This is a genomic window from Cellulomonas chengniuliangii (assembly GCF_024508335.1).
Taxonomy (GTDB): Bacteria; Actinomycetota; Actinomycetes; order Actinomycetales; family Cellulomonadaceae; genus Cellulomonas_A; species Cellulomonas_A chengniuliangii.
The window spans coordinates 2,530,198-2,553,879 of record NZ_CP101988.1 but is presented as its reverse complement, the minus strand read 5'-3'; the positions used below and the strand labels follow the sequence as shown (position 1 = coordinate 2,553,879).

The 23,682-nt window shown below is 74.1% G+C and carries 20 protein-coding genes; 9 read left to right on the top strand and 11 right to left on the bottom strand.

Annotated elements, in window-relative coordinates:
- Nucleotides 1-10: 10 nt before the first annotated feature.
- The 4 genes from NP064_RS11845 to NP064_RS11830 form a co-directional block, all read right to left on the bottom strand.
- Nucleotides 11-931, bottom strand: coding sequence for a glycine betaine ABC transporter substrate-binding protein (locus tag NP064_RS11845; RefSeq protein ID WP_227569456.1), 921 nt, complete (start codon nucleotides 929-931; stop codon nucleotides 11-13).
- A gap of 83 nt (nucleotides 932-1,014) precedes the next feature.
- Complete coding sequence (locus NP064_RS11840) at nucleotides 1,015-1,917, bottom strand: ABC transporter permease (protein ID WP_227569457.1); 903 nt, start codon at nucleotides 1,915-1,917, stop codon at nucleotides 1,015-1,017.
- On the bottom strand, nucleotides 1,914-3,176 hold the full coding sequence (locus tag NP064_RS11835; RefSeq protein ID WP_227569458.1) for a quaternary amine ABC transporter ATP-binding protein: 1,263 nt from the start codon (nucleotides 3,174-3,176) through the stop codon (nucleotides 1,914-1,916). Before NP064_RS11835 ends, NP064_RS11840 begins: the two co-directional genes overlap by 4 nt.
- A 427-nt stretch (nucleotides 3,177-3,603) precedes the next feature.
- Nucleotides 3,604-5,274, bottom strand: a complete 1,671-nt coding sequence (locus NP064_RS11830) for an ABC-F family ATP-binding cassette domain-containing protein (RefSeq protein ID WP_227569459.1) — start codon at nucleotides 5,272-5,274, stop codon at nucleotides 3,604-3,606.
- 116 nt (nucleotides 5,275-5,390) lie between these two features.
- On the opposite strand from NP064_RS11830, the gene ahcY reads away from it, so the two are divergent.
- Together ahcY and NP064_RS11820 are read left to right on the top strand one after the other, a co-directional pair.
- Entirely contained in the window at nucleotides 5,391-6,854 is a 1,464-nt protein-coding gene (gene ahcY / locus NP064_RS11825; protein ID WP_227569460.1) for an adenosylhomocysteinase, read from the top strand.
- 37 nt (nucleotides 6,855-6,891) lie between these two features.
- Nucleotides 6,892-7,434, top strand: coding sequence for a GNAT family N-acetyltransferase (locus NP064_RS11820; RefSeq protein ID WP_227569461.1), 543 nt, complete (start codon nucleotides 6,892-6,894; stop codon nucleotides 7,432-7,434).
- A 10-nt stretch (nucleotides 7,435-7,444) separates the two neighbouring features.
- On the opposite strand, the gene NP064_RS11815 is transcribed toward NP064_RS11820, so the two are convergent.
- Nucleotides 7,445-8,263, bottom strand: coding sequence for an RDD family protein (locus NP064_RS11815; protein WP_227569462.1), 819 nt, complete (start codon nucleotides 8,261-8,263; stop codon nucleotides 7,445-7,447).
- A 50-nt stretch (nucleotides 8,264-8,313) separates the two neighbouring features.
- Between NP064_RS11815 and NP064_RS11810 the strand changes: the two genes are divergently transcribed.
- Nucleotides 8,314-9,303 (top strand): stage II sporulation protein M, encoded by a 990-nt coding sequence (locus NP064_RS11810; RefSeq protein ID WP_227569463.1) that lies wholly within the window; start codon nucleotides 8,314-8,316, stop codon nucleotides 9,301-9,303.
- Here the strand turns inward: NP064_RS11810 and NP064_RS11805 are convergent.
- From NP064_RS11805 to NP064_RS16670, 6 genes are all read right to left on the bottom strand, one after another.
- Nucleotides 9,300-10,463, bottom strand: a complete 1,164-nt coding sequence (locus NP064_RS11805) for a winged helix DNA-binding domain-containing protein (protein ID WP_227569464.1) — start codon at nucleotides 10,461-10,463, stop codon at nucleotides 9,300-9,302. The two genes, NP064_RS11810 and NP064_RS11805, sit on opposite strands and share 4 nt — an antisense overlap.
- Before the next feature lie 60 nt (nucleotides 10,464-10,523).
- Nucleotides 10,524-11,816: a DUF58 domain-containing protein gene (locus NP064_RS11800; RefSeq protein WP_227569465.1), complete on the bottom strand. Its 1,293-nt coding sequence runs from the start codon at nucleotides 11,814-11,816 to the stop codon at nucleotides 10,524-10,526.
- A 6-nt stretch (nucleotides 11,817-11,822) separates the two neighbouring features.
- A complete protein-coding gene (locus tag NP064_RS11795) occupies nucleotides 11,823-12,830 on the bottom strand; it encodes an AAA family ATPase (RefSeq protein WP_227569466.1) in 1,008 nt (335 codons plus the stop codon).
- 80 nt (nucleotides 12,831-12,910) lie between these two features.
- Nucleotides 12,911-14,101 carry a DUF4350 domain-containing protein gene (locus NP064_RS11790; RefSeq protein WP_227569467.1) on the bottom strand — a complete coding sequence of 397 codons (1,191 nt, stop codon included), beginning with the start codon at nucleotides 14,099-14,101 and terminating at the stop codon, nucleotides 12,911-12,913.
- Nucleotides 14,098-14,778, bottom strand: coding sequence for a DUF4129 domain-containing protein (locus tag NP064_RS11785; protein WP_227569468.1), 681 nt, complete (start codon nucleotides 14,776-14,778; stop codon nucleotides 14,098-14,100). The genes NP064_RS11790 and NP064_RS11785 overlap by 4 nt, the downstream gene beginning before the upstream one ends.
- Nucleotides 14,775-16,088 carry a glycerophosphoryl diester phosphodiesterase membrane domain-containing protein gene (locus NP064_RS16670; RefSeq protein ID WP_284439669.1) on the bottom strand — a complete coding sequence of 438 codons (1,314 nt, stop codon included), beginning with the start codon at nucleotides 16,086-16,088 and terminating at the stop codon, nucleotides 14,775-14,777. The genes NP064_RS11785 and NP064_RS16670 overlap by 4 nt, the downstream gene beginning before the upstream one ends.
- A gap of 181 nt (nucleotides 16,089-16,269) precedes the next feature.
- Between NP064_RS16670 and mtrA the strand changes: the two genes are divergently transcribed.
- From mtrA to NP064_RS11750, 6 genes are all read left to right on the top strand, one after another.
- A complete protein-coding gene (mtrA, locus tag NP064_RS11775) occupies nucleotides 16,270-16,953 on the top strand; it encodes an MtrAB system response regulator MtrA (protein WP_227569469.1) in 684 nt (227 codons plus the stop codon).
- A 32-nt stretch (nucleotides 16,954-16,985) separates the two neighbouring features.
- Nucleotides 16,986-18,680: an MtrAB system histidine kinase MtrB gene (gene mtrB / locus NP064_RS11770; protein WP_227584114.1), complete on the top strand. Its 1,695-nt coding sequence runs from the start codon at nucleotides 16,986-16,988 to the stop codon at nucleotides 18,678-18,680.
- Complete coding sequence (locus NP064_RS11765; RefSeq protein WP_227569471.1) at nucleotides 18,677-20,386, top strand: LpqB family beta-propeller domain-containing protein; 1,710 nt, start codon at nucleotides 18,677-18,679, stop codon at nucleotides 20,384-20,386. Before mtrB ends, NP064_RS11765 begins: the two co-directional genes overlap by 4 nt.
- A 94-nt stretch (nucleotides 20,387-20,480) precedes the next feature.
- Nucleotides 20,481-21,272, top strand: a complete 792-nt coding sequence (locus NP064_RS11760) for a ComF family protein (protein WP_227569472.1) — start codon at nucleotides 20,481-20,483, stop codon at nucleotides 21,270-21,272.
- Between the two features lie 188 nt (nucleotides 21,273-21,460).
- A complete protein-coding gene (gene hpf / locus NP064_RS11755; protein WP_227569473.1) occupies nucleotides 21,461-22,138 on the top strand; it encodes a ribosome hibernation-promoting factor, HPF/YfiA family in 678 nt (225 codons plus the stop codon).
- Between the two features lie 159 nt (nucleotides 22,139-22,297).
- Nucleotides 22,298-23,671: a winged helix-turn-helix domain-containing protein gene (locus tag NP064_RS11750; protein WP_227569702.1), complete on the top strand. Its 1,374-nt coding sequence runs from the start codon at nucleotides 22,298-22,300 to the stop codon at nucleotides 23,669-23,671.
- The last annotated feature ends 11 nt before the right edge of the window (nucleotides 23,672-23,682 follow it).

The following is a 23,682-nucleotide window of genomic DNA, read 5'->3' as shown; positions in this document are numbered from 1 at the left end:
TCGTGACGGCTCACGCCTGGGCGGCGGCCTTCAGGTCGTCGACGAAGGCCGGGTTCGCGTCGAGCCAGGCGCGCACGGCGCCCTCGGGGTCGGAGCCGTCGCCCTCGTGGAACATGAGGTTCTCCAGGGAGAACAGCTGCTCGTCGGTCAGGCGGAAGGCCTGGATCCACGACGCGAGCGTCGGGTAGTCGGCGGTGAAGTCGGCGCGGCCCACGGAGTGGATCTCCTCGGCGGCGCCCAGCACGCCCTCGGGGTCCTCGAGGTCGCGGATGGGGAACGCGTCGTAGGCCCAGTGCGGGCGCCACAGGGTCACGGCGATGTGCTCGCCCGCGTCGGTCGCGCCTTTGAGCTCGGCGAGCATCGCGGGGGTCGAGGAGATGAGCAGGTCCGTGCCCTCGAGCCCGTAGGCGGGCACGACCGCGTCCTGCACGATCCGGGTCAGGCCTGCGCCGGCCTCGATGCCGACGATGCGGCCCCCGAACTCGTCCGAGGCGGACGCCAGCTCGCTGAGCGACGTGATCGACGACGCCTCGTCGACCGCGATGGTGAGCTTCGCGTCGTCGTACCAGGCGCCGAGGTCCTCCATGTCGTCGCCGTACTCGTCGAGGTAGTCGGCGTGCGTCTCGGGGAGCCACATGTCGAAGTTGACGTCGAAGTCGCCGCCGGACATGCCGGTGTAGATGATCCCCGGGTCCGCCTCCTGGCTCGTGACGGTGTAGCCCTCGTCCTCGAGGATCGCGGCGAACAGGTGGGAGACGGCGATGCCCTCGTCCCAGCCGGAGTGGATCCCGATCGAGACGGTGGACAGGTCCCCGTTGTCGAGGCGGTCCTCGGTGGCGGCGTCGGTCGAGCCGGCGCAGGCGGTGAGGCCGAGCGCGAGGACGGCGCCCGCGGCGAGGGTCGTGAGGCGGCGTGACGTGCGGTGGATCATGGTGTCCTTCCAGAGGCCCACGGCATGGCGCCGTGGGACGGGGGTGGGCAGAGCGCGGAGGGCGGCGGGGCCGCCGTGGTGGTTCAGGCGTCGGTCGCCCGGAGGGCGCGCGCGACGGGCGCCCGATCGGCGAGGGCGGCGGTGACCCGGTCGAGGAAGACGGCGAGGATCACCACGGAGACGCCCGCCTCGAAGCCGAGGGAGATGTTGACGCGCTGCAGGGCGGTGACGACGTCGCGGCCCAGCCCGGACGCGCCGACCATGCCGGAGATCACGACCATCGAGAGCGACAGCATGATCACCTGGTTGACGCCGGCCATGATCGTGGGCATGGCGAGCGGCAGCTGGATCTGGCGCAGGATGCGTCCCTCGCCGGAGCCGAACGCGTGGCCTGCCTCGACGACCTCCCGGTCGACCTGGCGGATGCCCAGCTCGGTGAAGCGCACGCCGGGCGCCATCGCGAAGATGACGGTCGCCACGATGCCCGGCACCACGCCGACCCGGAAGATCACCACGGTGGGGATCAGGTAGACGAAGGCCGGCATCGTCTGCATGAGGTCGAGCACCGGGCGCACCACATGGGAGACGCGGTCGTCGCGGGCGCACCAGATGCCCAGCGGGATCGCCAGGACCAGGGCGACGACGCTCGCGAGGATCACCAGCGACAGGGTGTCCATGGCATTGGCCCACTGGTCGACAGCGGCGATCAGCACGAAGCCGGCGAGCGAGCCCAGCGCGAGCCGCCAGCCCTTGACGAGCAGTGCCATCAGCGCGAGGACGACCGCGACCACCCAGAAGGGGGGACCGCCGAGCAGCGTGTCGAGCGACCCGTAGCACCACTCGAGAACGGCGCGGATCTGGGAGAAGAGCCCGCGGAACGTGCTGGTCACCCAGTCGACGACGTCGGACGCCCAGGCGCCCAGCGGCAGCCGCGGGAGCCCGCCGGTGGACGCGGAGGCGGTGGTCGCCATGGCCAGGGGGATCATGCCGTCACCGCCGTGGCGTCGTCGTTCGGGGTGGGGGCGCCGGTGGGAGCCTCCGAGACGGCGGGCGTGCCGCGGGGCGGGGTCTGCTCGGGCGGCGCCATGGCCTCCAGCAGGGTGGCCCGGGGGATGACCCCGAGCAGGCGCCCTCCGTCATCGGTCACGGGGAGCGGCAGCCACGACTCGGCGGCGGGGGCGAAGAGCTCGCTCAGCGCGGCGTCGGGGGAGACGGGTGCGACGTCGGTGCGGATCAGCCCGGCGAGCGTGTCCGCGCCGGAGCGGAGCGCGGCGACGAGGTCGGCGTCGTGCACCACCCCGCGCAGCGCACGCGACTTGTCGACGACGTACGCGGCGGACACCTGCTGGTCGCGCATGGTGCGGAGCGCCAGACGGGGGCCGCCGGTGAGCGGCACCACGGCACGGGCGGGCTGCATCACGGAGGAGGCCGTGAGCACGCGGGTGCGGTCGACGTCGGCGACGAACTGCGCCACGTAGTCGTTCGCGGGGTCGGAGAGGATCTCCTCGCTCGTGCCGACCTGCACGATGCGCCCGTCGCGCATCACGGCGATCCGGTCGCCCAGGTGCATGGCCTCGTTGAGGTCGTGGGTGATGAAGACGATCGTCTTCCCGAGGGCCTGCTGCAGCTCGAGGAGCTGGTCCTGCATCTCCCGGCGGATCAGGGGGTCGAGCGCGGAGAAGGCCTCGTCCATGAGCAGCACGTCGGTGTCGGCGGCGAGGGCCCGGGCGAGCCCGACCCGCTGCCGCATGCCCCCCGACAGCTGGGAGGGGAGCCGGTCAGCCCACTGCGCGAGGCCGACGAGCTCGAGCGCCTCGCCCGCACGGCGACGGCGCTCGGCGCGGTCGACGCCCTGGATCTCGAGGGGGTAGGCCGCGTTGTCGATGACCGAGCGGTGCGGCAGGAGCGCGAAGTGCTGGAAGACCATGCTGACGCGGCGCTGGCGGAGCTCCCGGAGCTCCTTGGGGCGCACTGCCGACAGGTCGGCGTCGCCGAGCAGGACGCGGCCGGCGGTGGGGTGGGCGAGGCCGTTGAGCATGCGGATCAACGTGGACTTGCCTGAGCCCGACAGGCCCATGACCACGAACGTCTCGCCGCTCGCCACCTCGAAGCTCGCGTCGATCACGGCGGCGGTCCCGTGCCCCCTGACCTCGTCGCGACCGGCGCCCTCGCGGAGCCTCCGCACGGCCTCAGCGGGCCGTCGGCCGAAGACCTTGTACACGTTCTCGGCGCGCACTGCCGTCATGGTCACCTCATCTGCTCACGCCACCTCGACCGCGCCCTGTGGGGAGCGCCGCGTGCGGGGCACGGGCACAGGCGGTCTGCCAGGCGAACTGGTGGTCGTCGACGGCGGGCGCCCGTGGTGCGGGGAGGCGCTCGAGGAGGGTCTGCCGCCTCGCGTCCCGGCCTCCGAGGGCGGAGGCTGCGGCGGGACGAGGCGGCGGGTCCGAGCGGGAGCCGTCGTCGATCTGTCTGCTGCACCATGCCCTGAAGATGGGGCGGAAGGCGAACCGGCAACAGGCCGGAAGTCCGAAATGCCCCGGCGGCCCGTCGGCCTTACGGCTCGCTGACCTGCGGCTTTACCTGTTCTTGGATCGTTACCGTTCCGTGATGTTGACCTGGGGCGCCGAATGTGCCCCGATCGGCACGCCAGGGCCGAGACGTGAGGAGCCTCACTCTTCGCGGACGCGCCCGTCCTCCACGCGCCAGCGACGGTTCACGCTGACCGCATCGAGCATGCGGCGGTCGTGCGTCACCAGCAGGAGCGTCCCCGAGTAGGACTCGAGGGCCTGCTCGAGCTGCTCGATGGCGGGCAGGTCCAGGTGGTTCGTCGGCTCGTCCAGCACCAGCAGGTTGACGCCGCGCGCCTGCAGCAGGGCGAGCGCCGCGCGGGTCCTCTCGCCAGGGGACAAGGAGCCCAGCGGGCGCAGCACATGGCCGGCGCGGAGGCCGAACTTCGCCAGGAGGGTCCGCACGTCCGCCGGAGCGAGGTCGGGCGTGTGCGCGGCGAACGCGTCGAGGAGGGGTCCCTCCGCGCCGGCGCCCGGGCTGAGCGCCGCACGCGCCTGGTCCACCTCGCCCACCGCGACGCTGGAGCCCAGCGTGGCGTGCCCCTCGTCGAGGGGCGTCCGGCCGAGCAGCGCGCCCAGCAGCGTCGTCTTGCCGGACCCGTTCGCGCCCGTCACCGCGATCCGGTCCCCGGCGTCCACCTGCAGGTCGATCGGCCCGAGCGTGAAGGGCGGACGCCCGGTGTCCTGCCCGCCCAGCCGCACCACCCCGCCACGGAGCGTGGCCACGACGGCGCTGCCGCGCGGCGCCGCGGCGATCTCGTAGCGCAGGTCCCACTCCTTGCGCGGCTCGACGACCTCGTCGAGCCGCTCGATCATGCGCTCGGTCTGGCGCGCCTTCGCCGCCTGCTTCTCGGAGCCTTCCCGGTGGCGCTGCCGGATGTGCTTGTCCGGGTCGCTGGACTTCTTGAGCGCGTTGCGCACGCCCTTGTCCATCCAGCCGCGTTGCATGCGGGCACGCGCCTCCAGCCCGCCGAGCTGGTCCGCGTACTCGTCGTACGCCTCGCGCGCGTGCCGCCGGGCGGTGGCCCGCTCCTCCAGATAGGCGTCGTAGCCGCCGCCGTACACGTTGACCTGCTGCTGGGCGAGGTCGAGCTCGACCACGGACGTCACGCACCGGGCCAGGAACTCGCGGTCGTGCGACACGACGACCAGGCCGCACCGCTGCGAGCGGACGAACGACTCCAGCCGGGCCAACCCGTCCAGGTCCAGGTCGTTGGTCGGCTCGTCGAGCAGCAGGACGTCGAAGCGGGAGAGCAGGAGGGCGGCAAGGCCCACCCGCGCCGCCTGCCCGCCCGACAGGCCGGTCATCGGGTGCGACAGGTCCACCGTGAGGCCCAGGTCGGCCATGACCTGCCCGGTGCGCTCGTCGAGGTCGGCGGCGCCCAGCGCCATCCAGCGGTCGAAGGCGGCCGAGTAGGCGTCATCGGCCCCCGGGGTCCCGTCGGCGAGGCCTTGGGCGGAGGCGTCCAGCTCGGCCTGCGCCGCGGCCACGCCGGTCCGCCGCGCCAGGTTCTGGGCGACGGTCTCTCCGGGGAGGCGCTCGACCTCCTGCGCGAGGTGGCCCACGAGGGCGTCGGCCGGCGAGCAGGCCACAGTTCCCGCGGCCGGCTCGGCCTCGCCCGCGAGGACGCGCAGGAGCGTCGACTTGCCCGCCCCGTTGGCGCCGACGAGCCCGACCACGTCCCCAGGGGCGATGACGAGGTCCAGGCCGGAGAACAGGGGACGGTCACCGTGCGCGGCGCCGAGGCCGCGGGCGACGAGGGTGGCGCTCACCTGACGATCTTCCCAGGCGCCGCCGGCCGGTTCGACCACCACTGGCAGGCGCCCGGCCGATCAGTAGCATGGCCGTGCACGGCGAAGGGCGTGGTCGACCGACCAGAGGGGCGCCGATGTCCGGCTTCGACGAGTCACCCGGCGAGTTCCGGGTGCGCGACCTGAGCCTCGCGGAGAGCGGCCGGAGGCAGATCCGGCTCGCCGAGCACGAGATGCCGGGGCTGATGGCGCTGCGGCGCGAGCTCGCCCCCAGCCAGCCGCTGGCCGGCGCCCGCATCGCCGGCTCGATCCACATGACGGTCCAGACCGCGGTGCTCATCGAGACACTCACGGCGCTGGGCGCAGAGGTCCGCTGGGCGTCGTGCAACATCTTCTCCACACAGGACGAGGCGGCGGCGGCCGTCGTCGTCGGCCCCGAGGGCACGCCCGAGCAGCCCAGGGGGGCTCCGGTCTTCGCGTGGAAGGGCGAGACGCTCGAGGAGTACTGGGAGTGCGCGGACCAGGTCTTCACCTGGCCCGGCGCGGGCCCGAACATGATCCTCGACGACGGCGGAGACGCGACCCTCCTGGTGCACCAGGGCGTCGAGGCCGAGCGGGCCGGCACGGTGGGACCCGGCACGTCGCCGGGGGAGCCAGGCCACTCCGCCGAGGGCGAGGTCCTGCGCGAGACGCTGCGTCGTTCCCTGGCCGCCGATCCGCAGCGGTGGACCGGGATCGCGCGAGGCATCCGCGGCGTCACCGAGGAGACCACCACCGGGGTGCGGCGCCTCGACCAGCTCGCCGAGGCAGGCTCCCTCCTGTTCCCCGCGATCGACGTGAACAGCTCCGTCACCAAGTCCAAGTTCGACAACCGGTACGGCATCCGCCACTCGCTGCTCGACGGCCTCAACCGGGCCACCGACGTGCTCATCGGCGGCAAGGTGGCCCTGGTCGCCGGCTACGGCGACGTCGGCAAGGGCGCCGCCGAGGCGTTGCGCGGCCAGGGCGCCCGGGTGGTCGTCTCCGAGATCGACCCCATCTGCGCGTTGCAGGCCGTGATGGACGGGCACCAGGTGGCGCGGGTCGAGGACGTGGTGGGCGAGGCGGACTTCTTCATCACGACGACGGGGGACCGGGACGTCATCACCGCGGACCACATGGCGGCGATGAAGGACAAGGCCGTGGTCGGCAACATCGGCCACTTCGACGACGAGATCGACATGGCCGGGCTGGCGGCGTGGCCCGGCGTCACCCGGGTCGAGGTCAAGCCGCAGGTGCACGAGTGGACGTTCCCCGACGGGCACTCCGTGCTGGTCCTCTCCGAGGGCCGGCTGCTCAACCTCGGCAACGCCACCGGCCATCCGAGCTTCGTGATGAGCACGTCGTTCACGAACCAGGTGATCGCCCAGGTCGACCTGTTCACGCGGGCGGACGCGTACGACGTGGGGGTGCACCGCCTGCCGAAGGCGCTCGACGAGCGGGTCGCGCGGCTGCACCTCGACGCGCTCGGCGTGCGGCTCACCGAGCTGACCAAGGTCCAGGCCGAGTACCTGGGCCTCGATGTGGCGGGACCGTACAAGCCCGACCACTACCGATATTGATGGCCGCGGTCGGCCGTCGGGCCGTACCCTCCCCGCCGTGACCACCCTCCCCACCCCCGCCACCTGGCCTCCCGCGGCGACGCTGCGCTCGTCCCGCCTGGTGCTCGAGCCGCTGCGGCCCGAGCATGCCACCGAGGCCTTCGTCATCTTCGACGACGCCCGCCTGCATGCCTACACCGGCGGGCGGCCCGCGACGGCCGAGGAGCTCGACGACCGTTTCACGCGCCAGTCCGTCGGGCGCTCGCCCGATGGCTCGCAGGGCTGGCTGAACTGGATGCTGCGCCGTCACGACACGCACCGCCTCGTGGGAACCGTGCAGGCGACCCTGTCGCACGCTGAGCACACTGAGCACGCTGAGGTCCGTGCCGAGCTGGCCTGGGTCGTGGCCACCCACGAGCAGGGCCACGGCTATGCGCGGGAGGCCGCCATCACCGTCGCCGACTGGCTCCGCGGGCAGGGGGTCAGCTCTCTTCTCGCGGACGTGCACCCCGGCCATCACGCGTCGGCGGGCGTCGCGCGGGCGGTCGGGCTCCAGCCCACCCCGACGGTGGTCGACGGCGAGGTCCGCTGGGCGGGCTGAGCGGCACAGGTCAGTCGACGGGGTCGGGCACCCCGTGCGGGAGCCGCTGCATCAGGGCGCTCTCCTGGGCGGCGCGCTGACGGCTGGCCTCCGCGCTGAGGTGCTCTCGGCGGCGGCGCTCGGCCAGCACCGCGGCCAGGAACACCTCCGGGTGGGTGCCTGGGGGCGGCGCGGGCGCCACATACCGCTGGACCTCGACCGCGAGCTCGGTGCCCAGGCTGGCGCGCGACTGCGGGTGCAGCGTCCCGGTCCGTGCGAGGAACTGCCGCACCGACAGCGCCAACCCGTCGGGCAGACGTCGCACATCCGCGCCGGCGGCCCACTCCGCGAGGTGCGGGGGCATCATCACGGGGGCTCGCGCCGCGGTCTTGCCGCGCACCCGCACCGCATACGTCCCCGCGAGGAGGTCGCCGACGCGCTTGCCCTGCGGTTGCACGATCGCGCAGATCAGGGCGACGCTCCCCAACGTCAGCCACAGCTCGAAGACACCGGTCAGCGCTCGCACGAACGCCTGGCGCAGCCGCACCGGGCCGCCGTCGTCCCGGACCACCCGGATGCCCACGATGAGCTTGCCGAGCGAGCGGCCACGGGTGAGCGTGTCCACCGTGGTCGGCGCGATCACCAGGATGGTCGCCAGCAGGGCGATGGACAGGATCCGCGAGAACGCCTCGCTCGGCGTGAAGCTCGTGCCGCCCAAGGCCAGCGCGGCCGCGAGCAGCACGATCCCCAGCACGGCCAGGTCGATCAAGGCCGCCAGTGCCCGGGACACGAACGACGTGGGCCGTGTGTCGAGCAGCACGCCTTCTCCGGTGACGATGCCCTCGTCCATCGTGCTCCTCCTGCAGTCGGGTCCCCACGTGCTGTGGCAGGGTATCCGGCGTGGACCTGGACGCCTTCACCGCTGTGCACTCCCCGGGCTGGGAGCGCCTCGACGAGCTCGCCCGACGGCGTCGTCTGAGCGGCGCGGAGGTCGACGAGCTGGTCCGGCTCTACCAAGCCGTGGCCACGGACCTGTCGCGGGTGCGATCGAGCGCTCCCGACCCGGAGCTCGTGACCCGCCTGTCGCAGCTGCTCGCGCGCGCCCGCGCCCGGATCGCGGGCGCCCACGAGCCCGCGTGGCGCGATGTCATCCGCTTCGTGGTGGTCTCCCTGCCCGCGGCCCTCTACCGCATCCGGTGGTGGACCATCGGCGTGACGGCGGCGTGCCTGGCCATCGCGGTGGTGGCCGGAGTGTGGGTGGCGACGCAGCCCGCCGCGCTCGCGATGATGGGCACCGAGTCCCAACGGCTGGACTACGTGGAGAACGCCTTCGCGTCCTACTACGACCCGGGCATCGACTTCGCGACAATGGTGTGGACCAACAACGCGTGGATCGCCGCCCTCTGCGTCGGCCTCGGCATCACCGGGATCGGCCCCGCCTACGTGCTTCTCAACAACGCCGTCAGCGTGGGGGCGACGGGCGGCATGATGGCCGCGCACGGCGAGCTCGCCCTGTTCCTGCAGCTCATCTCCCCGCACGGGCTGATGGAGCTCACCGCGATCTTCGTCGCCGGCGCCGCTGGCCTCCGGCTGTTCTGGACGTGGGTGGATCCCGGCCCGCGGCCGCGAGCCCGCGCGCTCGCGGAGGAGGGGCGCTCGTTGTTCACCGTCGCGCTCGGCCTGGTGGGCGTGCTGCTCGTCTCGGGCCTCGTCGAGGGGTTCGTCACCGGCTCGGACCTGCCGTGGAGCGTGAAGATCATCATCGGCGCCGCCGTGCTCGCCGCGTTCTGGGCGTACACGCTGGTGCTCGGCCGACGGGCTGTCGCCGACGGTGAGACGGGCGACCTCGAGGACGACCGCGCCGGGTACTCGGTGGCCGTCGCCGGCTAGGCGCGTAGCCCGCTCGCCCAGACGACCGCACGGGAGGCCGAGTCCCGGGCCAGGAACGCGACGAGCTCCTCCGCCTCGGCGGCCACGTCCGCGCGCTCGGCGGACGTCAGGGGCCGTAGCGGCCGTACCTCGAGGGTGGCCGCCGAGCGCTCGCGGCGCAGCGACCAGGCGGCCGCCACGAAGCCGTCGACCAGCACCGTCCCCGGCGCCTGCCCGTTGGCCCGGGCCAGTGCGCGCCGCTCCGGGTCGCCGACGATGCGGGTGCGGTCGGCATGGCTCAGCAGCGCGTTGTCGAAGTCCGGCAGGAACCGCACCGGCGCCGGGGTCTCGGGATCGGGCCGCGGCGCGTCGGGGAGGTCGAAGAGCTCCCTGCCCGGGCGCCCTGAAGGGCCGGGCGCGGCGCGGTGCGCCACGAGCTCCTGGCGGAGGCTCCGCACCACTGGCGCCAGGCGCGTCAGCCCGATCCACCGCTGCACGTCGGCGACGCTCGCGGGCCCGAACGCCCCGAGATAGCGCCGCACGACCTCCTGGAGCGCAGCGTGCCGTGCCTCCGGGTCGTCGTGGCCCGCCGGCTCGCGCCCCAGCCATGCCCGCGTGGTCGTCCACACGGTCGCTCCTGAACGCCCCCACACCGCGCGCGGGGGTGTCTGGACGAGCGGGAGCAGGTAGCGGGCGCCATGGGCCAGAGCGTCTGGGGCGGCGTCGGGCCAGCGTTCGAGCAACCGCCTGCCGAGCCGCGCTGGCGTCATCGGCTCGGCCTCGAGCAGCTCCCGGGCGGCGCGGGCCAACTCCACGGGGTCCAGGGCGTGCAGCGTGGCGGAGAACGGCCCGGCGCCCCGGACGCCCCGCTCGCCGATCGAGGCGGTCAGCGACGGCAGCAGGAGGGCGTCGTCGGCCGTCACCAGGTGCACCGTGGCGCGCATCGCGGCCACGCGCACGGCCTCCCTGCCCAGCAGCAGGCCGCCCAGCTCGTCGGGCCGGAACTCGGCGAGCCGCGACCACAGCGCCGTGTACGGCGACCAGGGCGCCTGCGCCTGCAGCCCGACCAGGTGGGCCACCTCGTCCAGGACCGAGCCGTGGCGCCTCTCGAGCAGGTGCTGGCGGGCCAGCAGCGCGCGGTTCAGCGCGCGACGTCCCAGGACCGGGCCGGAGGGCTCCATAGTGGCGACCCTAGGGTGTGGCGCTGACGCCGCATCACGCGGGGACGGGCGCAGAAGGGCTTAGAGGCGTCCGGCGGCCTTCAACGCCAGGTACGTGTCCGCCAGGCGGGGCGCCAGGTCGTCAGGGAGCGCGTCGACCACCTCGACGCCACGCTGTCGCAGGCGCGCGGCGACGGCGGCGCGCTCCAGCTCGGCGCGCTCCGCGGCCGCGGCGTCGAAGACCTCGGTGACGTCGGCCCGTCCCCTGCGCAGCTCCTCCACCTCGGGATCGCGGACCGCCGCGAGCACCACCTGGTGGCGCTCGGCGAGCTGGCCCACCACCCCCAGCAGCCCTTGCTCGACCGCCGCCGGCTCGAGCGACGAGAGCAGGACCACGAGAGCGCGTTGGGAGAGGCGCTCGCGGACCATGCTCACCACGCCCGGCCAGTCCATCTCGACCAGGGTCGGGTCGATCCCCGCCAGGGCGTCAGCCACGGCGGGCATGAGCCGAGGCCCGCTCATGCCCGCGACACGGCCGCGCAGGGTCCTGTCGTAGGCCATCAGCTCGACCCTGTCCCCGGCACGGGACGCCAGCGCCGAGAGGAGCAGCGCGGCCTCGATCGACGCGTCGATCCGTGGCGCGTCGAGCACCCGCACGGCGGCCGTGCGCGAGGTGTCGAGGACGATCAGCACGCGGCGGTCGCGCTCGGGCCGCCAGGTGCGGACCACGACATCCGCGCGTCGCGCCGTCGCGCGCCAGTCGATCGAGCGCACGTCGTCGCCGATCACGTACTCGCGGAGCGAGTCGAACTCCGTGCCGCCGCCGCGCACCTGGACCGCGGCGCGCCCGTCGAGCTCCCGCAGCCGCGCGAGGCGGGAGGGGAGGTGGCGTCTGGACGCGAACTCGGGCAGCACCCGCAGCACCGCGGGCACCTCGAGGGACGCCTGCCGGCCCGCGAGGCCCAGCGGCCCCACGGTGCGGATGGTCACCCGGTCGGCCCGGCGGTCGCCGCGTCGGGTGGGCGTGAGCAGGGTGGACACCCGCGTGGACTCACCCGGCGGCAGGTCCACCGGGTGACGGTTCGGCCCGGCCCCGGCCGAGGGCAGCCACGCGTCCCGCACGATCGCGCGCAGGCGCCGAGGGCTGACGTTCGACAGGGTGATCGTCGAGCGCGCGGACTGCGTGAGCCGCACCGAGGCAGGCGTCGAGCGAGTGATCGCGACCTGGCGCGGGGAGGCGGCGAGCAGCGTGTCCACGGTGCACGCCGCCGCCACCAGCAGGGCCCAGACCAGCACGGTCCCCGGCACGGGCACGATCAGCACCGCGACCGTCCCCAGGGCGGCGAGCGCGACGGCCCGCCAGGTGATCGCCATCGTGGGTCAGCGCGGGACGGGCACGGACGCGAGCACCGTGTCCAGGACGCTCTCGGTGGTGACGCCCTCGAGCTCGGCCTCGGCCCGCAGCTGCACGCGGTGCCGCAGCGTGGGGTGCGCCAGGGCCTTGACGTCGTCAGGCGTCACGTACGGGCGGCCGGACATCCACGCCCAGGCGCGAGAGGTCGCGAGCAGCGCCGTCGCCCCACGGGGCGAGACACCAAGGGACAGCGAGGGTGACTGGCGGGTCGCGCGGCACACGTCCACGACGTAGCCCAGCACCTCCGGCGCCACCTGGACGCGCGCGACCTCGGCCCGGGCCCGGGCCAGGTCCTCCGGGCCTGCGACGGGGCGCACGCCGGCCGCCCGCAGGTCCCGGGGGTCGAAGCCGGCGGCGTGCCGGGACAGCACCTCGACCTCGTGCGCGCGCTCGGGCAGCGGCAGGTTCAGCTTGAGCAGGAACCTGTCGAGCTGGGCCTCGGGCAGCGGGTAGGTGCCCTCGTACTCGACCGGGTTCTGGGTCGCGATCACCATGAACGGGTCTGGCAGCGGCCGCGCGTGCCCGTCCACCGACACCTGGCGCTCCTCCATGGCCTCCAGCAGCGAGGCCTGGGTCTTGGGCGGCGTCCGGTTGATCTCGTCCGCCAGGAGCAGGTTCGTGAAGACCGGGCCCTCACGGAAGGAGAACTCGGCGGTGCGGGCGTCGTACACGAGCGAGCCGGTGATGTCGCCGGGCATCAGGTCGGGGGTGAACTGCACCCGCTTGGTGTCCAGGTCCAGCGCCGCGGACAGCGTCCTGACCAGCAGGGTCTTCGCGACGCCGGGCACGCCCTCGAGCAGCACGTGGCCGCGGCACAGCATCGCGATCACCAGCCCGGTCACCGCGGCGTCCTGGCCGACGACGGCCTTGCCGACCTCTGACCGGACAGCGCCGAGCGTCGCGCGCAGGCCCGCGGACGGCCCCTGCGGGGCGTGGGCAGGCGCGCCGGGGGCGGTCGCCTGAGGCGCGGGCATGGCGGGGGAGGGGGGCGGCTGGGGGGCCGGTGCGGGCGCCCCGTCAGGGGTCGGCCACCCACCGGTGGTGTGTGCCTCGGTCACGTTCGGTGAACCTCGCTCTCCAGCTCGTCCAGCGTCCGGGCCAGCAGCGCCAGCCCGTTGTCGTCGGTCGGCGGCGGCCCGTACAGCAGGGCAGCCACGTCGTCAGGGGTGCGCCCGGTCGCCCGGGCGAGGGCGTCGATCACGGCGGGCGCGGGCGCCGATCGCGGGAGGCCGAGCTGCGCGGACGTCCGCGTCGCCACCCCGGCCCGCAGCGCGGCGGCCGCGTGGCCGTAGGAACGAGAGCGACGGTACAGCCGGCCCCGCCCACGCGTCGCCTCGCCCGACCGCACCGTCACGGGCAGCGGCTCGACCACCACCCGGCCCAGCCGTCGGGCCCGCCACACTCCGGCGACGGCCGCGACCAGCAGCAGCTGCAGGCCGAGGGCCCGCGCCCACGGCGGGAGCAGGTCTCCGAGCGGCGGGCTGGCGGCCTCGCCGCTGTCGCTGAGCGACGGCACGTACCAGACCAGGTGGTCGTTCCGCCCGAGGGCGCGCAGCGCGAGCGCCGCGTTGCCCTCGGCGGTGATCGACGCGTTGGTGAGCACCGAGCCGTTGGCGAAGGCCGTCACACGGCGCTCGCCCTCGACCACCAGGTAGGCCCCGGCGCCGCTGGCGTCGCCAGTCGCCGGGAAGCACACGGTGGCCTGGCCGTCGAGGGCCACGAATCCGGAGCCGCCGCTGAGCAGCGTGCCCGCGGCCAGGGCGTCGGTGTCGCCGCAGAGCGCCTCGCGGACCTGCTCGGGCTCGTAGCCGGGCGCGGTCTCAGCCGCGGAGGTGGCCGGCGGCAGGGCGAAGACCGGGTCGACCAGCACGAGGTCGGCCTCCGTGCCGGCGATCTGCTCGAGCTGGTCGTCGGTGAGTGTCGAGTCGTTCGTCACGAGCAGCGTGGTCCCGCGGGCGGCCAGCTCGGTCGCCTCGGCCGACGTCCGCACGTAGCTGATCTCGACGCCCTGCTCGCGGAGCACCTCGGCCAGCGCCCGCGCGCCGTTCGCGGAGGCGTTGTCGGGGGCCAGTGCGGCGGTCGAGGTGCGCGGGGACGGGAGCGCGGCCAGCAGGCCCACCACGAGCACGATGGCCACGAGGGCCAGGGGCCAGCGGGCACGCCGCCAGCGGCTGATGGCGCGGGAGCGCCCCGTGGTGCCGTCGCCGATCACGGGCGCGGCGACGGCGGGAGCGGGGGCGCTCACAACGTCCATCCCGTGGGAGAGGCGGAGGCGCCCGCGACGTCGGGCGCGACGGGACGCTCGGCCGCGACCCGGGTGTCCACGGACCGCAGCCACACGTCGTCCTGCTCGCGCGCTCGGGCGCCGCCGTAGACGACGTCGTCGAACAGCGTGCCGGCTCCGCGGAGGTCCTCTGTGCGCGCGGGCAGGCGGCCCGCCGCCAGGATCACGACCTCATGCGCGGTCCGCCCCGGCCGCTCGTCCAGCAGCGCGCGCTCCTCGAGCGCGCGGACCACGGCGCGGAAGCGGTCGGCCACCGCGCGGTCCCACGCCCCGTCGGCGGCGGCGGCGTCCGCCGCGGCGCGCAGTTGCGCGGCGCTTCGCTGCTCGCCGTCGACCAGCACCGCGCCCGCGGACGCCCGTCTCGTGGCGCGCCGCACCGGTCCCGCGACCCACCAGGCGACGGCCGCCACCACGATGAGCGCTCCCACCACGACCAGCACCGCCGTGCGAGGCGGCAGGGCCAGCGCGGGGGCGTCCCGGAACAGCCCTGCGAGCCAGTCCAGCAGCCGCTGCAGCAGGCTGGGGCTCCGGTGGTACACCGGGTCGGCGAGCTCGTTCTCGAGCCACGCGCGCGCCTCGTCGGCGCCCGGCTGCACCGGGACGTCGAACAGTCGAGCGCTCAGGGGCACGAGCGTCACGCGGGGGTCTGCTCGGCCGCGCGCGCGAGCTCGACGTCGAGCCCCTCACGACGCATCCGGACGTCGATGTAGAGCAGCGCCGCCACCGCCGCGGAGAAGACCGTGGTGAGGGTGTAGGAGATGATGTCGCCGATCGAGCTGAGCGCGATGCCGCCGAACGTGAGCATCAGCGGGTCGTCGAGGAACACGGTGGCGATGATCGCGGTCGGCACCGCGATGATCCCCACCACCACGGACATGATCACCTGCACCAGCAGGTAGATGCCGAAGAGGCGCCAGAAGCTGCCGCGGGAGAGCTTCCAGCCGCGCCGCACAGTCGCCCAGAACGCCCCGCCCTCGAGCATCAACGCGGGCGTCACGAGCAGCATCCGCACCGAGAGCCACACCGTCGCGGCCAGGAGCAGCAGCCCGCCGACGATCCCGGTGACGGCGAACAGCGCCCACTGCTCGTTGACCGCGGCGAGCAGGAAGAGGCCGACGAAGGCGGCGTAGCCGAGGGCGATCACCGTGAGGTACAGCAGAGTGATGCCCACGACCCACCACACCCGCCGGCGCGAGGCGCGGATCGTGTCCCCGAGGCTGATCGTCTGCCCGATGACCGACCGGCTCACCGAGACGATCAGCAGGCCGGTGAGCACCGTCGTGGCGACGAGCAGAAGCGGCATGCTCAGCAGCACGCCGAGCATCGAGCCCACCTGCTGGTCCAGCCCGAGATCGCCGCCCGGGTCGGCGGTCACGGAGAAGTCCGTGATGGCCCCGGAGAGCAGTCCGCCGAGGTACCAGGTGAGCACCGCCTGGATGATCACGACGATCGACACGACGATCACCGCGAGGCCGAACATCACGCGCGGGTTGGCCCGGATCGAGCGGAACGCGCCGTCGAGGATCTCGCCGACGCCGAGCGGGCGCAGCGGGATGATCCCCGGCTGCAGGGCCGGGGGCCGCCATCCGGCCGGACCGTAGGGCGCGGGGACCGGGCCGCCCGGCTGCCCGTGCGAGGGCTGGCCGTACGACGGCTGCCCGTACGTGGGCTGCCCGTAGGCGGGCTGGCCGTAGCCCGGCTGCTGCCAGCCGCCGGGCTGCTGCCCCGGTGGCGGGCCCCAGCCGGACGGCTGCCCGGGCGGCGGGCCCCAGCCGGCGGGGGTGGGCGGATCGCCCCAGCCTGTGGGCTGCTGCGGCGCGGGGGGAGTCGGCTGGGCAGGGTGCGCCGCGTCGGGGCCGGGCGGAGCGGGCTGAGCCGGATCCTGGCCGTCCGGCGTCCCCGGCGCCTGACCCGAGGGCCGGGGCGCGTCCTCGTGCGGCGTGGTCATCGACTGGTGCTCCCTGGTGCGCGGCGGGGCTGCTGGAGGCTCATCGTGCCATGTCACGCGCCGCCATCGCGGCAACGCCGACCGGGTGGGAGCACGCCGGGCCGGCGGCAACCAGCCCCGCGACCGGGTGATCTGCTCGCATTTGGCTCTGACGCGTGTTCCGCGGTGCGATCATGTCTCCATGAAGGGTCGGGTCCTTGTGGTCGACGATGACGTCGCGCTGGCGGAGATGATCGGCATTGTGCTGCGCTCGGAGGGTTTCGACCCGGTGTTCTGCGCCGACGGGGACGAGGCCATCGGCGCGTTCCGCGCGGCGCAGCCCGACCTGGTGCTGCTCGACCTGATGCTGCCCGGGAAGGACGGCACCGAGGTCTGCCGGCAGATACGCGCCGAGTCCGGGGTCCCGATCGTGATGCTCACCGCCAAGGCCGACACGGTGGACATCGTGCTGGGCCTCGAGTCGGGCGCCGACGACTACATCTCGAAGCCCTTCAAGCCGAAGGAGCTCATCGCCCGGGTGCGCGCCCGCCTGCGCCGCAGCGACGAGCCGGTCCCCGAGCACCTGACCATCGGTGACCTCACGATCGACGTCACCGGGCACCATGTCTCCCGCAGCGGGGAGCCGATCTCGCTGACCCCGCTCGAGTTCGACCTGCTGGTGGCCCTCGCCCGCAAGCCCTGGCAGGTGTTCACCCGCGAGGTGCTGCTCGAGCGTGTGTGGGGCTACCGCCACGCGGCCGACACCCGGCTGGTCAACGTCCACGTGCAGCGCCTACGGTCCAAGATCGAGGCTGACCCCGAGCGGCCGGAGATCGTGGTGACGGTGCGCGGGGTCGGCTACAAGGCCGGAGCCCCAGCGCTCTGAGCCCCGCCACCGCGCAGGACGGACGACGCCGCATGGGACACGTGAGACGCGCATGGCGGCTCACCCGGTCGCGCGCCATCAGCACCGGGCGTGCCCTGTCGCTGGCCTGGCGGTCCTCCCTGCAGGTCCGGGTCGTCACCACCACGCTCGCCATCGGTCTCGTGGCCCTCGCGCTCGTCGGCTCCACGCTGACCCAGCAGATGCGCGACGGCCTCTTCACCGAACGGGTGGACCTGGTCCTCGATGAGAGCGCGCGCGCCACGCTGCAGGCGCAGGAGACGTTCGACGCCTCCATGGCGACCTCGATCACCGAGGTGCAGCAGCAGCTCAACGACGTGGTGCGGGCGCTGCGCTCGGGCGGCTCCGGCGACCGGGAGGTGCTGCTCACGCGGGCGCCCGGCCAGGCGACGCTGGTCAACTCGGCGATGTCGAACCCGGGTCTCTTCGAGCTCGTCAGCGACGACCTGCGGCGGGCGACCGCCGAGGGCTCCGGGCAGCGCTGGCAGTCGGTGGAGTGGGTGGGCTCGGGGGCCTACGGCGTCGATCAGCGGCCCGCTCCCGCGGTGATGGTCGGCCAGACGGTGTCGGTGCCGATCGCGGGGACCTTCGAGCTGTACTTCCTCTACAGCCTGCAGGCCGAGCAGGAGCGGCTGGACTTCCTCCAGAGGACGCTCGCGATCGGCGCGGCGGCGCTGGTGGTGCTGCTGGGGACGATGACGTGGATGGTCACCCGGCAGGTGGTCCGACCGGTCCGCGCCGCGGCCAAGATCGCGGAGCGCATCGCTGACGGGCACCTGGACGACCGGATGCCGGTGCGCGGCGTGGACGAGCTCGCGACGCTCGGCCGGTCCTTCAACGAGATGGCCCACAGCCTGCAGGAGCAGATCAGCCGGATGGAGGAGCTCAGCACCCTCCAGCGCCGGTTCGTCTCGGACGTGTCCCACGAGCTGCGCACCCCGCTGACCACGATCCGGATGGCGGGGGAGGTGCTGCACGGGGCCCGCGACGACTTCGAGCCCTCGATCAAGCGGTCTGCCGAGCTGCTCCAGACCCAGCTCGACAGGTTCGAGGACCTCCTCGCGGACCTGCTCGAGATCAGCCGCTTCGACGCCGGCGCGGCGATCCTCGACGCCGAGGACCGGGACGTCCGCGAGGTGGTCGGAGCCGCGGCCGACCACGCGTTCCCACTCGCCGAGCACCGCGGGGTCTGGCTCAGCGTGCACCTGCCGGACACCCGGTGCGCCGCCGACATCGACCCCCGGCGCGTGGAGCGCATCCTGCGCAACCTGCTCGACAACGCCATCGAGCACGCCGACGGCAGCATCGTGGACGTGACCCTGGCGGCCGACGCCACGGCCATCGCGGTGACCGTGCGGGACCACGGCGTGGGGATGACCCAGGAGGCGGCGGCACGCGTCTTCGACCGGTTCTGGCGCGCCGACCCAGCGCGCGCCCGCACCACGGGCGGGACAGGGCTCGGCCTGGCGATCTCGCTCGAGGACGCCCACCTGCACGGCGGGTGGCTCGAGGCGTGGGGGAAGCCGGGGGCGGGGGCCTGCTTCCGGCTCACGTTGCCCCGCCGGGCCGGGATCCGGCTGCAGGGCTCGCCGTTGCCCCTGGTCCCGGCGGAGGAGCCGGCGCCGCCGGCGCCCGCCCAGTACCGCTTCCTCGACCCAGCGGCGCTGCCCGAGCTGGACGACGAGCTCGACCACCAGGAGGTCCGATGACCCGGCGCCTGTCCCACCGGCTCCGGGCGGCAGCGACAGCCGCGATGGTCGTCGCCGCCCTGGCGGCCTGCGTGGCGATCCCCTCGCACGGCCCGGTGGCCGAGGGCGTCGTCAAGATCAACGAGCCCGCGCCGGTGACCCTGCTGGGCTACTCGCCCGAGCAGGACGCCACGCCGGTGGAGATCGTCCAGGGATTCCTCAACGCCAGTGCGGCGGGCCTGAGCCGGGAGACGACGGCAGACGTCGCCACGAATTTCTCGGTGGCTCGCGAGTACCTCTCGGGCGAGGTCCGCACGACGTGGAACCCGAACGAGCAGGTGGTCGTCTACCCCACGGCCAGCAGCCCCGAGGTCACCGAGCTGACGGAGTCACAGGTGCAGGTGAGGGTGGGGGTGGCGGCCCGCATCGACGACCGCGGCATTTACGAGGAGGGCGCCCCCGGCTCCCAGCAGTCCCTGGTGTTCGACCTCGTCCGGGACAGCGGGGGGCAGTGGAGGATCTCCCGGCTGGACAACGGAGTGGTGCTCTCGGAGCCGAACTTCGGGCTCGTCTTCCGCACCGCCACCGTCTACTTCCTCTCCGCCGACAGCTCGTACTTGGTGCCCGAGACCCGGTGGTTCCCGGTGCGCAACCTCGCCACGTCCCTCGTCCGGGCGCTCATCGACGGCCCGTCGCCGTGGCTGCGGGACGCGGTCCGCACGGCGGTGCCGGACGGGGTGCGGCTCGACAAGCTCGCCGTGCCCGTCGACGAGGACGGCACCGCGGTGGTGGCCCTGTCCGGGGCGGCGCTCGGCGACACCGAGGAACGGCGGCTCATGCTCGCCCAGCTCGAGGCGACCCTCGACGTCGCCCAGGTGAACGCCGTCGAGGTGGTGGCAGGTGGCGTGCCGCTCGCCTGGGAGCCCGCCGACCTGACCCGCGGCTCTCTGACCAGCGAGTCCGCCCTGGAGGTGGTGCAGGGCGACACGCTGATGACGTTCAGGCACGGGGAGCTCGAGCCCGCGCAGGGCGTCGGGCCGTTGACCGGGCTGGACGTCACCAGCACGGCTCGCAACGAGGAGGGGACCGTCCGGGTGGCGTCGGGCCGCGACAGCCTGCGGCGGGCCTCCTCGGGGGGCTTGGGCGAGGAGCTCGCGGCGGGCGAGGGGCTGACCGCGCCGTCCGTGGACCGGCTGGGCTGGGTGTGGACCGCGGTGGCCGGGCCCGATGGCTCGGTGCTCACCGCGGTCCGGGCGGACGGCACTCGGCAGCCGGTGCGCGCCGACTGGCTCGCGGGACGCACCGTGCACGAGCTCCGCGTCGCCCGGGACGGCACACGGGTGGCCGTGCTGTCGACGGGCACCGACGGGTTCGAGCTCGGTGTGGCGGGGATCGTGCGCGACAGGGACGGCGCCCCGCAGCAGCTCGGGGAGCCTTTGTCCGTCGGGGCCACACTGACCTCGGCGTCGCGAGTGGTCTGGGTCGACGAGTCGACGCTGGGCGTGCTGGGGAAGACCGCCGCCGCGACGGCCACCACGGTGTACCTGGCGCCGCTGGCCGGCCAGACCCGACCGCTGCCCGCCCTCGAGGGCATCGACGCGCTGGCCGGCGGCAAGGGGGAGCGCCTGCTGTACGTGACGACGTCGAACGGGGACCTGTACGTGAGGTCGGGCGCGAGCTGGGCGCGAACCGCGACGGGTGTGCGCGCGCCCTCCTTCCCCGGCTGAGGCGGCGCCACCCCCAGCCCGGGGGAACGGGAGGGGGCGCACCGCGCTCGCGGCGACGGCCAGCGCGCCCGGGCTGACGCGACATGGTTTCGGCGTGCCGTCGTCTCCGCAGCCCGCCTCCCGCCCAGGGCGCGTCCTGGACCCGGTGCGGCGCGCCGTGACAGACCTGGGCCGTTTGGTGCTGCCGGTGTCCTGCGGAGGGTGCGGGGCCCTCGACGTGCCCCTGTGCGCCGCGTGCGCCGAGCTGCTTCTCGCCGCGCCGCTGAGGCGCGAGGGCGCGGCGCCGCGGCTCGACCGCATGGACGGGCGGGCGCCGTTGCCGGTGTGGGCCCCCGCCGAGTGCGTCGGCCCGGTGCGCGAGCTGATCGTGGCGTGGAAGGACGGGGGACGGGTCGACCTCAGCCGTCCCCTCGCCGACGCGCTCACCCGGGCGGCACGCGGGCTGGCCCCCGCGTTGGGCGCCTGCGGCGGAGAGGCCGCCGGGCTGCTGGTGGTGCCCGCGCCGTCCTCGGCCTCGGCCCGCTGGCGTCGCGGCGAGGATCTCGTCGGCGGGCTCGGGACCGCCGTGGCACAGGCGCTCGTGTCGCAGCTGCCGGGGACTCGCGCGTGCCCTGCGCTGCGCCGTCGCTGGGGCGCGCTCGACCAGGCCGGCCTGGGCGCCCGCGGGCGAGGGGCCAACCTCGCGGGCCGGCTGCGGGTCCCACGGTCGATCGCGGGCGGGTTGGAGGGCCGTCCCGTGCTGCTCGTCGACGACGTGCTGACCACCGGCGCGACGCTCGCGGCGTGCGAGCAGGCGCTGGGCGCGGAGAGGGCGGTGGTCGTCGGCGCGTTGGTGGTCGCGGCCACTCCGCCACCCGGACGGCGGAGCGTCGGAACTGGAACCTGAGGCCGCGGCGGGATAGCGTTGATGTCAGAACCGACAGGTCGGAGCGATGTCGCCCGATGCTCTGATCGGTCCCGGGTGCAGGTCGGGCCGCGGGAGGAGGTGGTGCCGCACGATCGCCCCATCGGGGCGTCTCAGTACGTCACCGGGCGGTGTTCCCCCCCGCCCCTGGTCCCTCCCTGGAGGTCTTCATGGAGATTGTGGTCGTTGGTCGTCACACCGAGGTGCTGGAGAAGTTCCGCCGGCACGCGACGGACAAGTTGACGAAGCTGGCCCAGCTCGCCCCCCGCGCTCAGCGCATCGACGTGATCGTGACGCACGAGCGCAACCCTCGACAGGCGGGCAGCTGCGAGCGGGTCGAGCTGACGGTCGTGGACAAGGGCCCGGTGATCCGGGCGGAGGCGTGCGCTGATGACCGGTTCGCGGCGTTGGACCTCGCGATCGCGAAGCTGCAGGAGCGGCTGCGGCGCTCGCGTGACCGTCGCAAGGACCACCACAACCGGACCCTCATCACCCCGAGCGAGGTGCCCGTCGACGTGCGGCCGCCGAGCGAGGAGGACGGCGAGGCCCCGACAAAGACCCCGGTGGCCGTGGCCCCCGGCGACGTCGTGGAGATCACCCTGGGCGACTCGCCGGTGGTCATCCGCGAGAAGGTCCACTCGGCCCAGCCGATGACCATCGACGACGCGATCTACGAGATGGAGTTGGTGGGGCACGACTTCTACCTCTTCATCGACGCCGAGACAGCCCAGCCCGCAGTCGCCTACCGGCGCCACGGTTGGAGCTACGGGGTGATCAAGCTCGACACCCCGGTGCGCACCACCGGCTCGAACGGCCAGGCCACCGAACGGCAGGCCGCGTCGGTCTAGCCATGTCGTGAGGACGGGCCCCGTGGCACCGCCCACGGGGCCCGTTCGCGTGTCACGGGCGACCGAGGCGGGGATCTTCTACCCGATGTCACCGGCCGACGGCAGGATGGGCGGGTGGCCCCGTCCCCGCTCACCGCATCCAGCGCCGCCAGCCTCCGCGTGGGGCGTGCGACGCCTGTCCCGCGCGACACGCTCTCCCGCTCCCAGGCGCGCCGCGTGGCGTTGCGGGCGCAGGGACTGGACCGCGGAAGGCCCGAGCGCACGGGCCCGGTGACGATGCGCCAGTTCCAGCAGGTCGTCGACCGGCTCGGGCTGCTGCAGATCGACTCGGTGAACGTGCTGGCCCGCGCGCATCTGATGCCGGCGTACTCCCGCCTCGGCCTTTACGACACCGGGCTGCTCGACCGCGCCGCGGGCCGGTCGCCTCGTCGGCTCGTCGAGACGTGGGCGCATGAGGCGTCCTTCGTCCCGCCCGAGACCTACCGGATGCTGGGCTGGCGCCGGCGCGCGTACCGGACCCAGGCCTGGGGCTCCATCCGCGACGTGCCGCTGGCCCACTCGGCGGAGGTCGCCGAGATCCGCCGGCTCGTCGCCGAGCACGGCCCGGTCACGGCGAGCCAGATCCAGGCGTACTTCGAGGCGGAGCACCCCCGCACGCGCACCGAGTGGGGGTGGAACTGGACCGTGGCCAAGCGCGTGCTCGAGTACCTCTTCTTCACCGGCGAGGTCGCCTCGGCGCGGCGGAACGCCCAGTTCGAGCGCTGCTACGACCTGGCCGAGCGTGTCCTTCCCGCCGCGGTGCTCGATCGCCCCGAGCCGTCGGACGAGGAGGCCATGCGGGCCCTCGTGGAGATCGGGGCGCGCGCGCACGGGATCGGGTCCATGAAGTGCCTGCTCGACTACTTCCGCCTGCGCGGCCCGGCGCCGGCGCGCGCGCTGGAGGAGCTCGTCGAGGACGGCGTCCTGCGTCCGGTGCGGGTCGAGGGGTGGGCGCGCGACGTGTACCTGCACCGCGACGCGATCGTTCCGCGGCGGGCCGAGGCCAGGACGCTGCTGAGCCCGTTCGACCCGCTGGTGTTCGAGCGCCGGCGGCTCGAGGAGCTCTTCGGCCTGCGCTACCGGATCGAGATCTACGTGCCCGAGCACAAGCGGGTGCACGGCTACTACGTCCTGCCGTTCCTGCTGGGCGAGGACCTGGCGGCCTTGGTGGACCTCAAGGCCGACCGCCGCGCAGGGGTGCTCCGCGTGCACTCCGCGCACCGCGCTCCGGGCGCCTCGCAGGCGAGCGCCGACCTGGCGGGCGAGCTTGCCGCCGAGCTGCGGGTGCTGGCCGGATGGCTCGGCCTGGCGGAAGTCCAGGTCGGCGCCGTCCGGGCCGGCTCCTCCCCGGTGGCCGAAGGGGCCACGCCCGGCGGGCAGGGCGAGGAGGACAGTGCCACTGACAGGCAGCCCCCGGCGCGGGGGGACCTCGCGATCGCCCTGAGCGACGCGCTCGCGCGCGAGGAGGCGGCCGGGCTCGAGACGATCGCCTGATGGGCGGACGC

Bases quoted from the DNA above. Each gene is read 5' to 3' on its own strand.
- NP064_RS11845 (WP_227569456.1), bottom strand. From the start codon at position 931: ATGATCCACCGCACGTCACGCCGCCTCACGACCCTCGCCGCGGGCGCC.
- NP064_RS11835 (WP_227569458.1), bottom strand. From the start codon at position 3,176: ATGACGGCAGTGCGCGCCGAGAACGTGTACAAGGTCTTCGGCCGACGG.
- NP064_RS16670 (WP_284439669.1), bottom strand. From the start codon at position 16,088: ATGACCACGCCGCACGAGGACGCGCCCCGGCCCTCGGGTCAGGCGCCG.
- NP064_RS11765 (WP_227569471.1), top strand. From the start codon at position 18,677: ATGACCCGGCGCCTGTCCCACCGGCTCCGGGCGGCAGCGACAGCCGCG.
- ahcY (WP_227569460.1), top strand. From the start codon at position 5,391: ATGTCCGGCTTCGACGAGTCACCCGGCGAGTTCCGGGTGCGCGACCTG.
- hpf (WP_227569473.1), top strand. From the start codon at position 21,461: ATGGAGATTGTGGTCGTTGGTCGTCACACCGAGGTGCTGGAGAAGTTC.
- NP064_RS11805 (WP_227569464.1), bottom strand. From the start codon at position 10,463: ATGGAGCCCTCCGGCCCGGTCCTGGGACGTCGCGCGCTGAACCGCGCG.
- NP064_RS11800 (WP_227569465.1), bottom strand. From the start codon at position 11,816: ATGGCGATCACCTGGCGGGCCGTCGCGCTCGCCGCCCTGGGGACGGTC.
- mtrB (WP_227584114.1), top strand. From the start codon at position 16,986: ATGGGACACGTGAGACGCGCATGGCGGCTCACCCGGTCGCGCGCCATC.
- NP064_RS11840 (WP_227569457.1), bottom strand. From the start codon at position 1,917: ATGATCCCCCTGGCCATGGCGACCACCGCCTCCGCGTCCACCGGCGGG.
- mtrA (WP_227569469.1), top strand. From the start codon at position 16,270: ATGAAGGGTCGGGTCCTTGTGGTCGACGATGACGTCGCGCTGGCGGAG.
- NP064_RS11795 (WP_227569466.1), bottom strand. From the start codon at position 12,830: ATGCCCGCGCCTCAGGCGACCGCCCCCGGCGCGCCTGCCCACGCCCCG.
- NP064_RS11815 (WP_227569462.1), bottom strand. From the start codon at position 8,263: ATGGACGAGGGCATCGTCACCGGAGAAGGCGTGCTGCTCGACACACGG.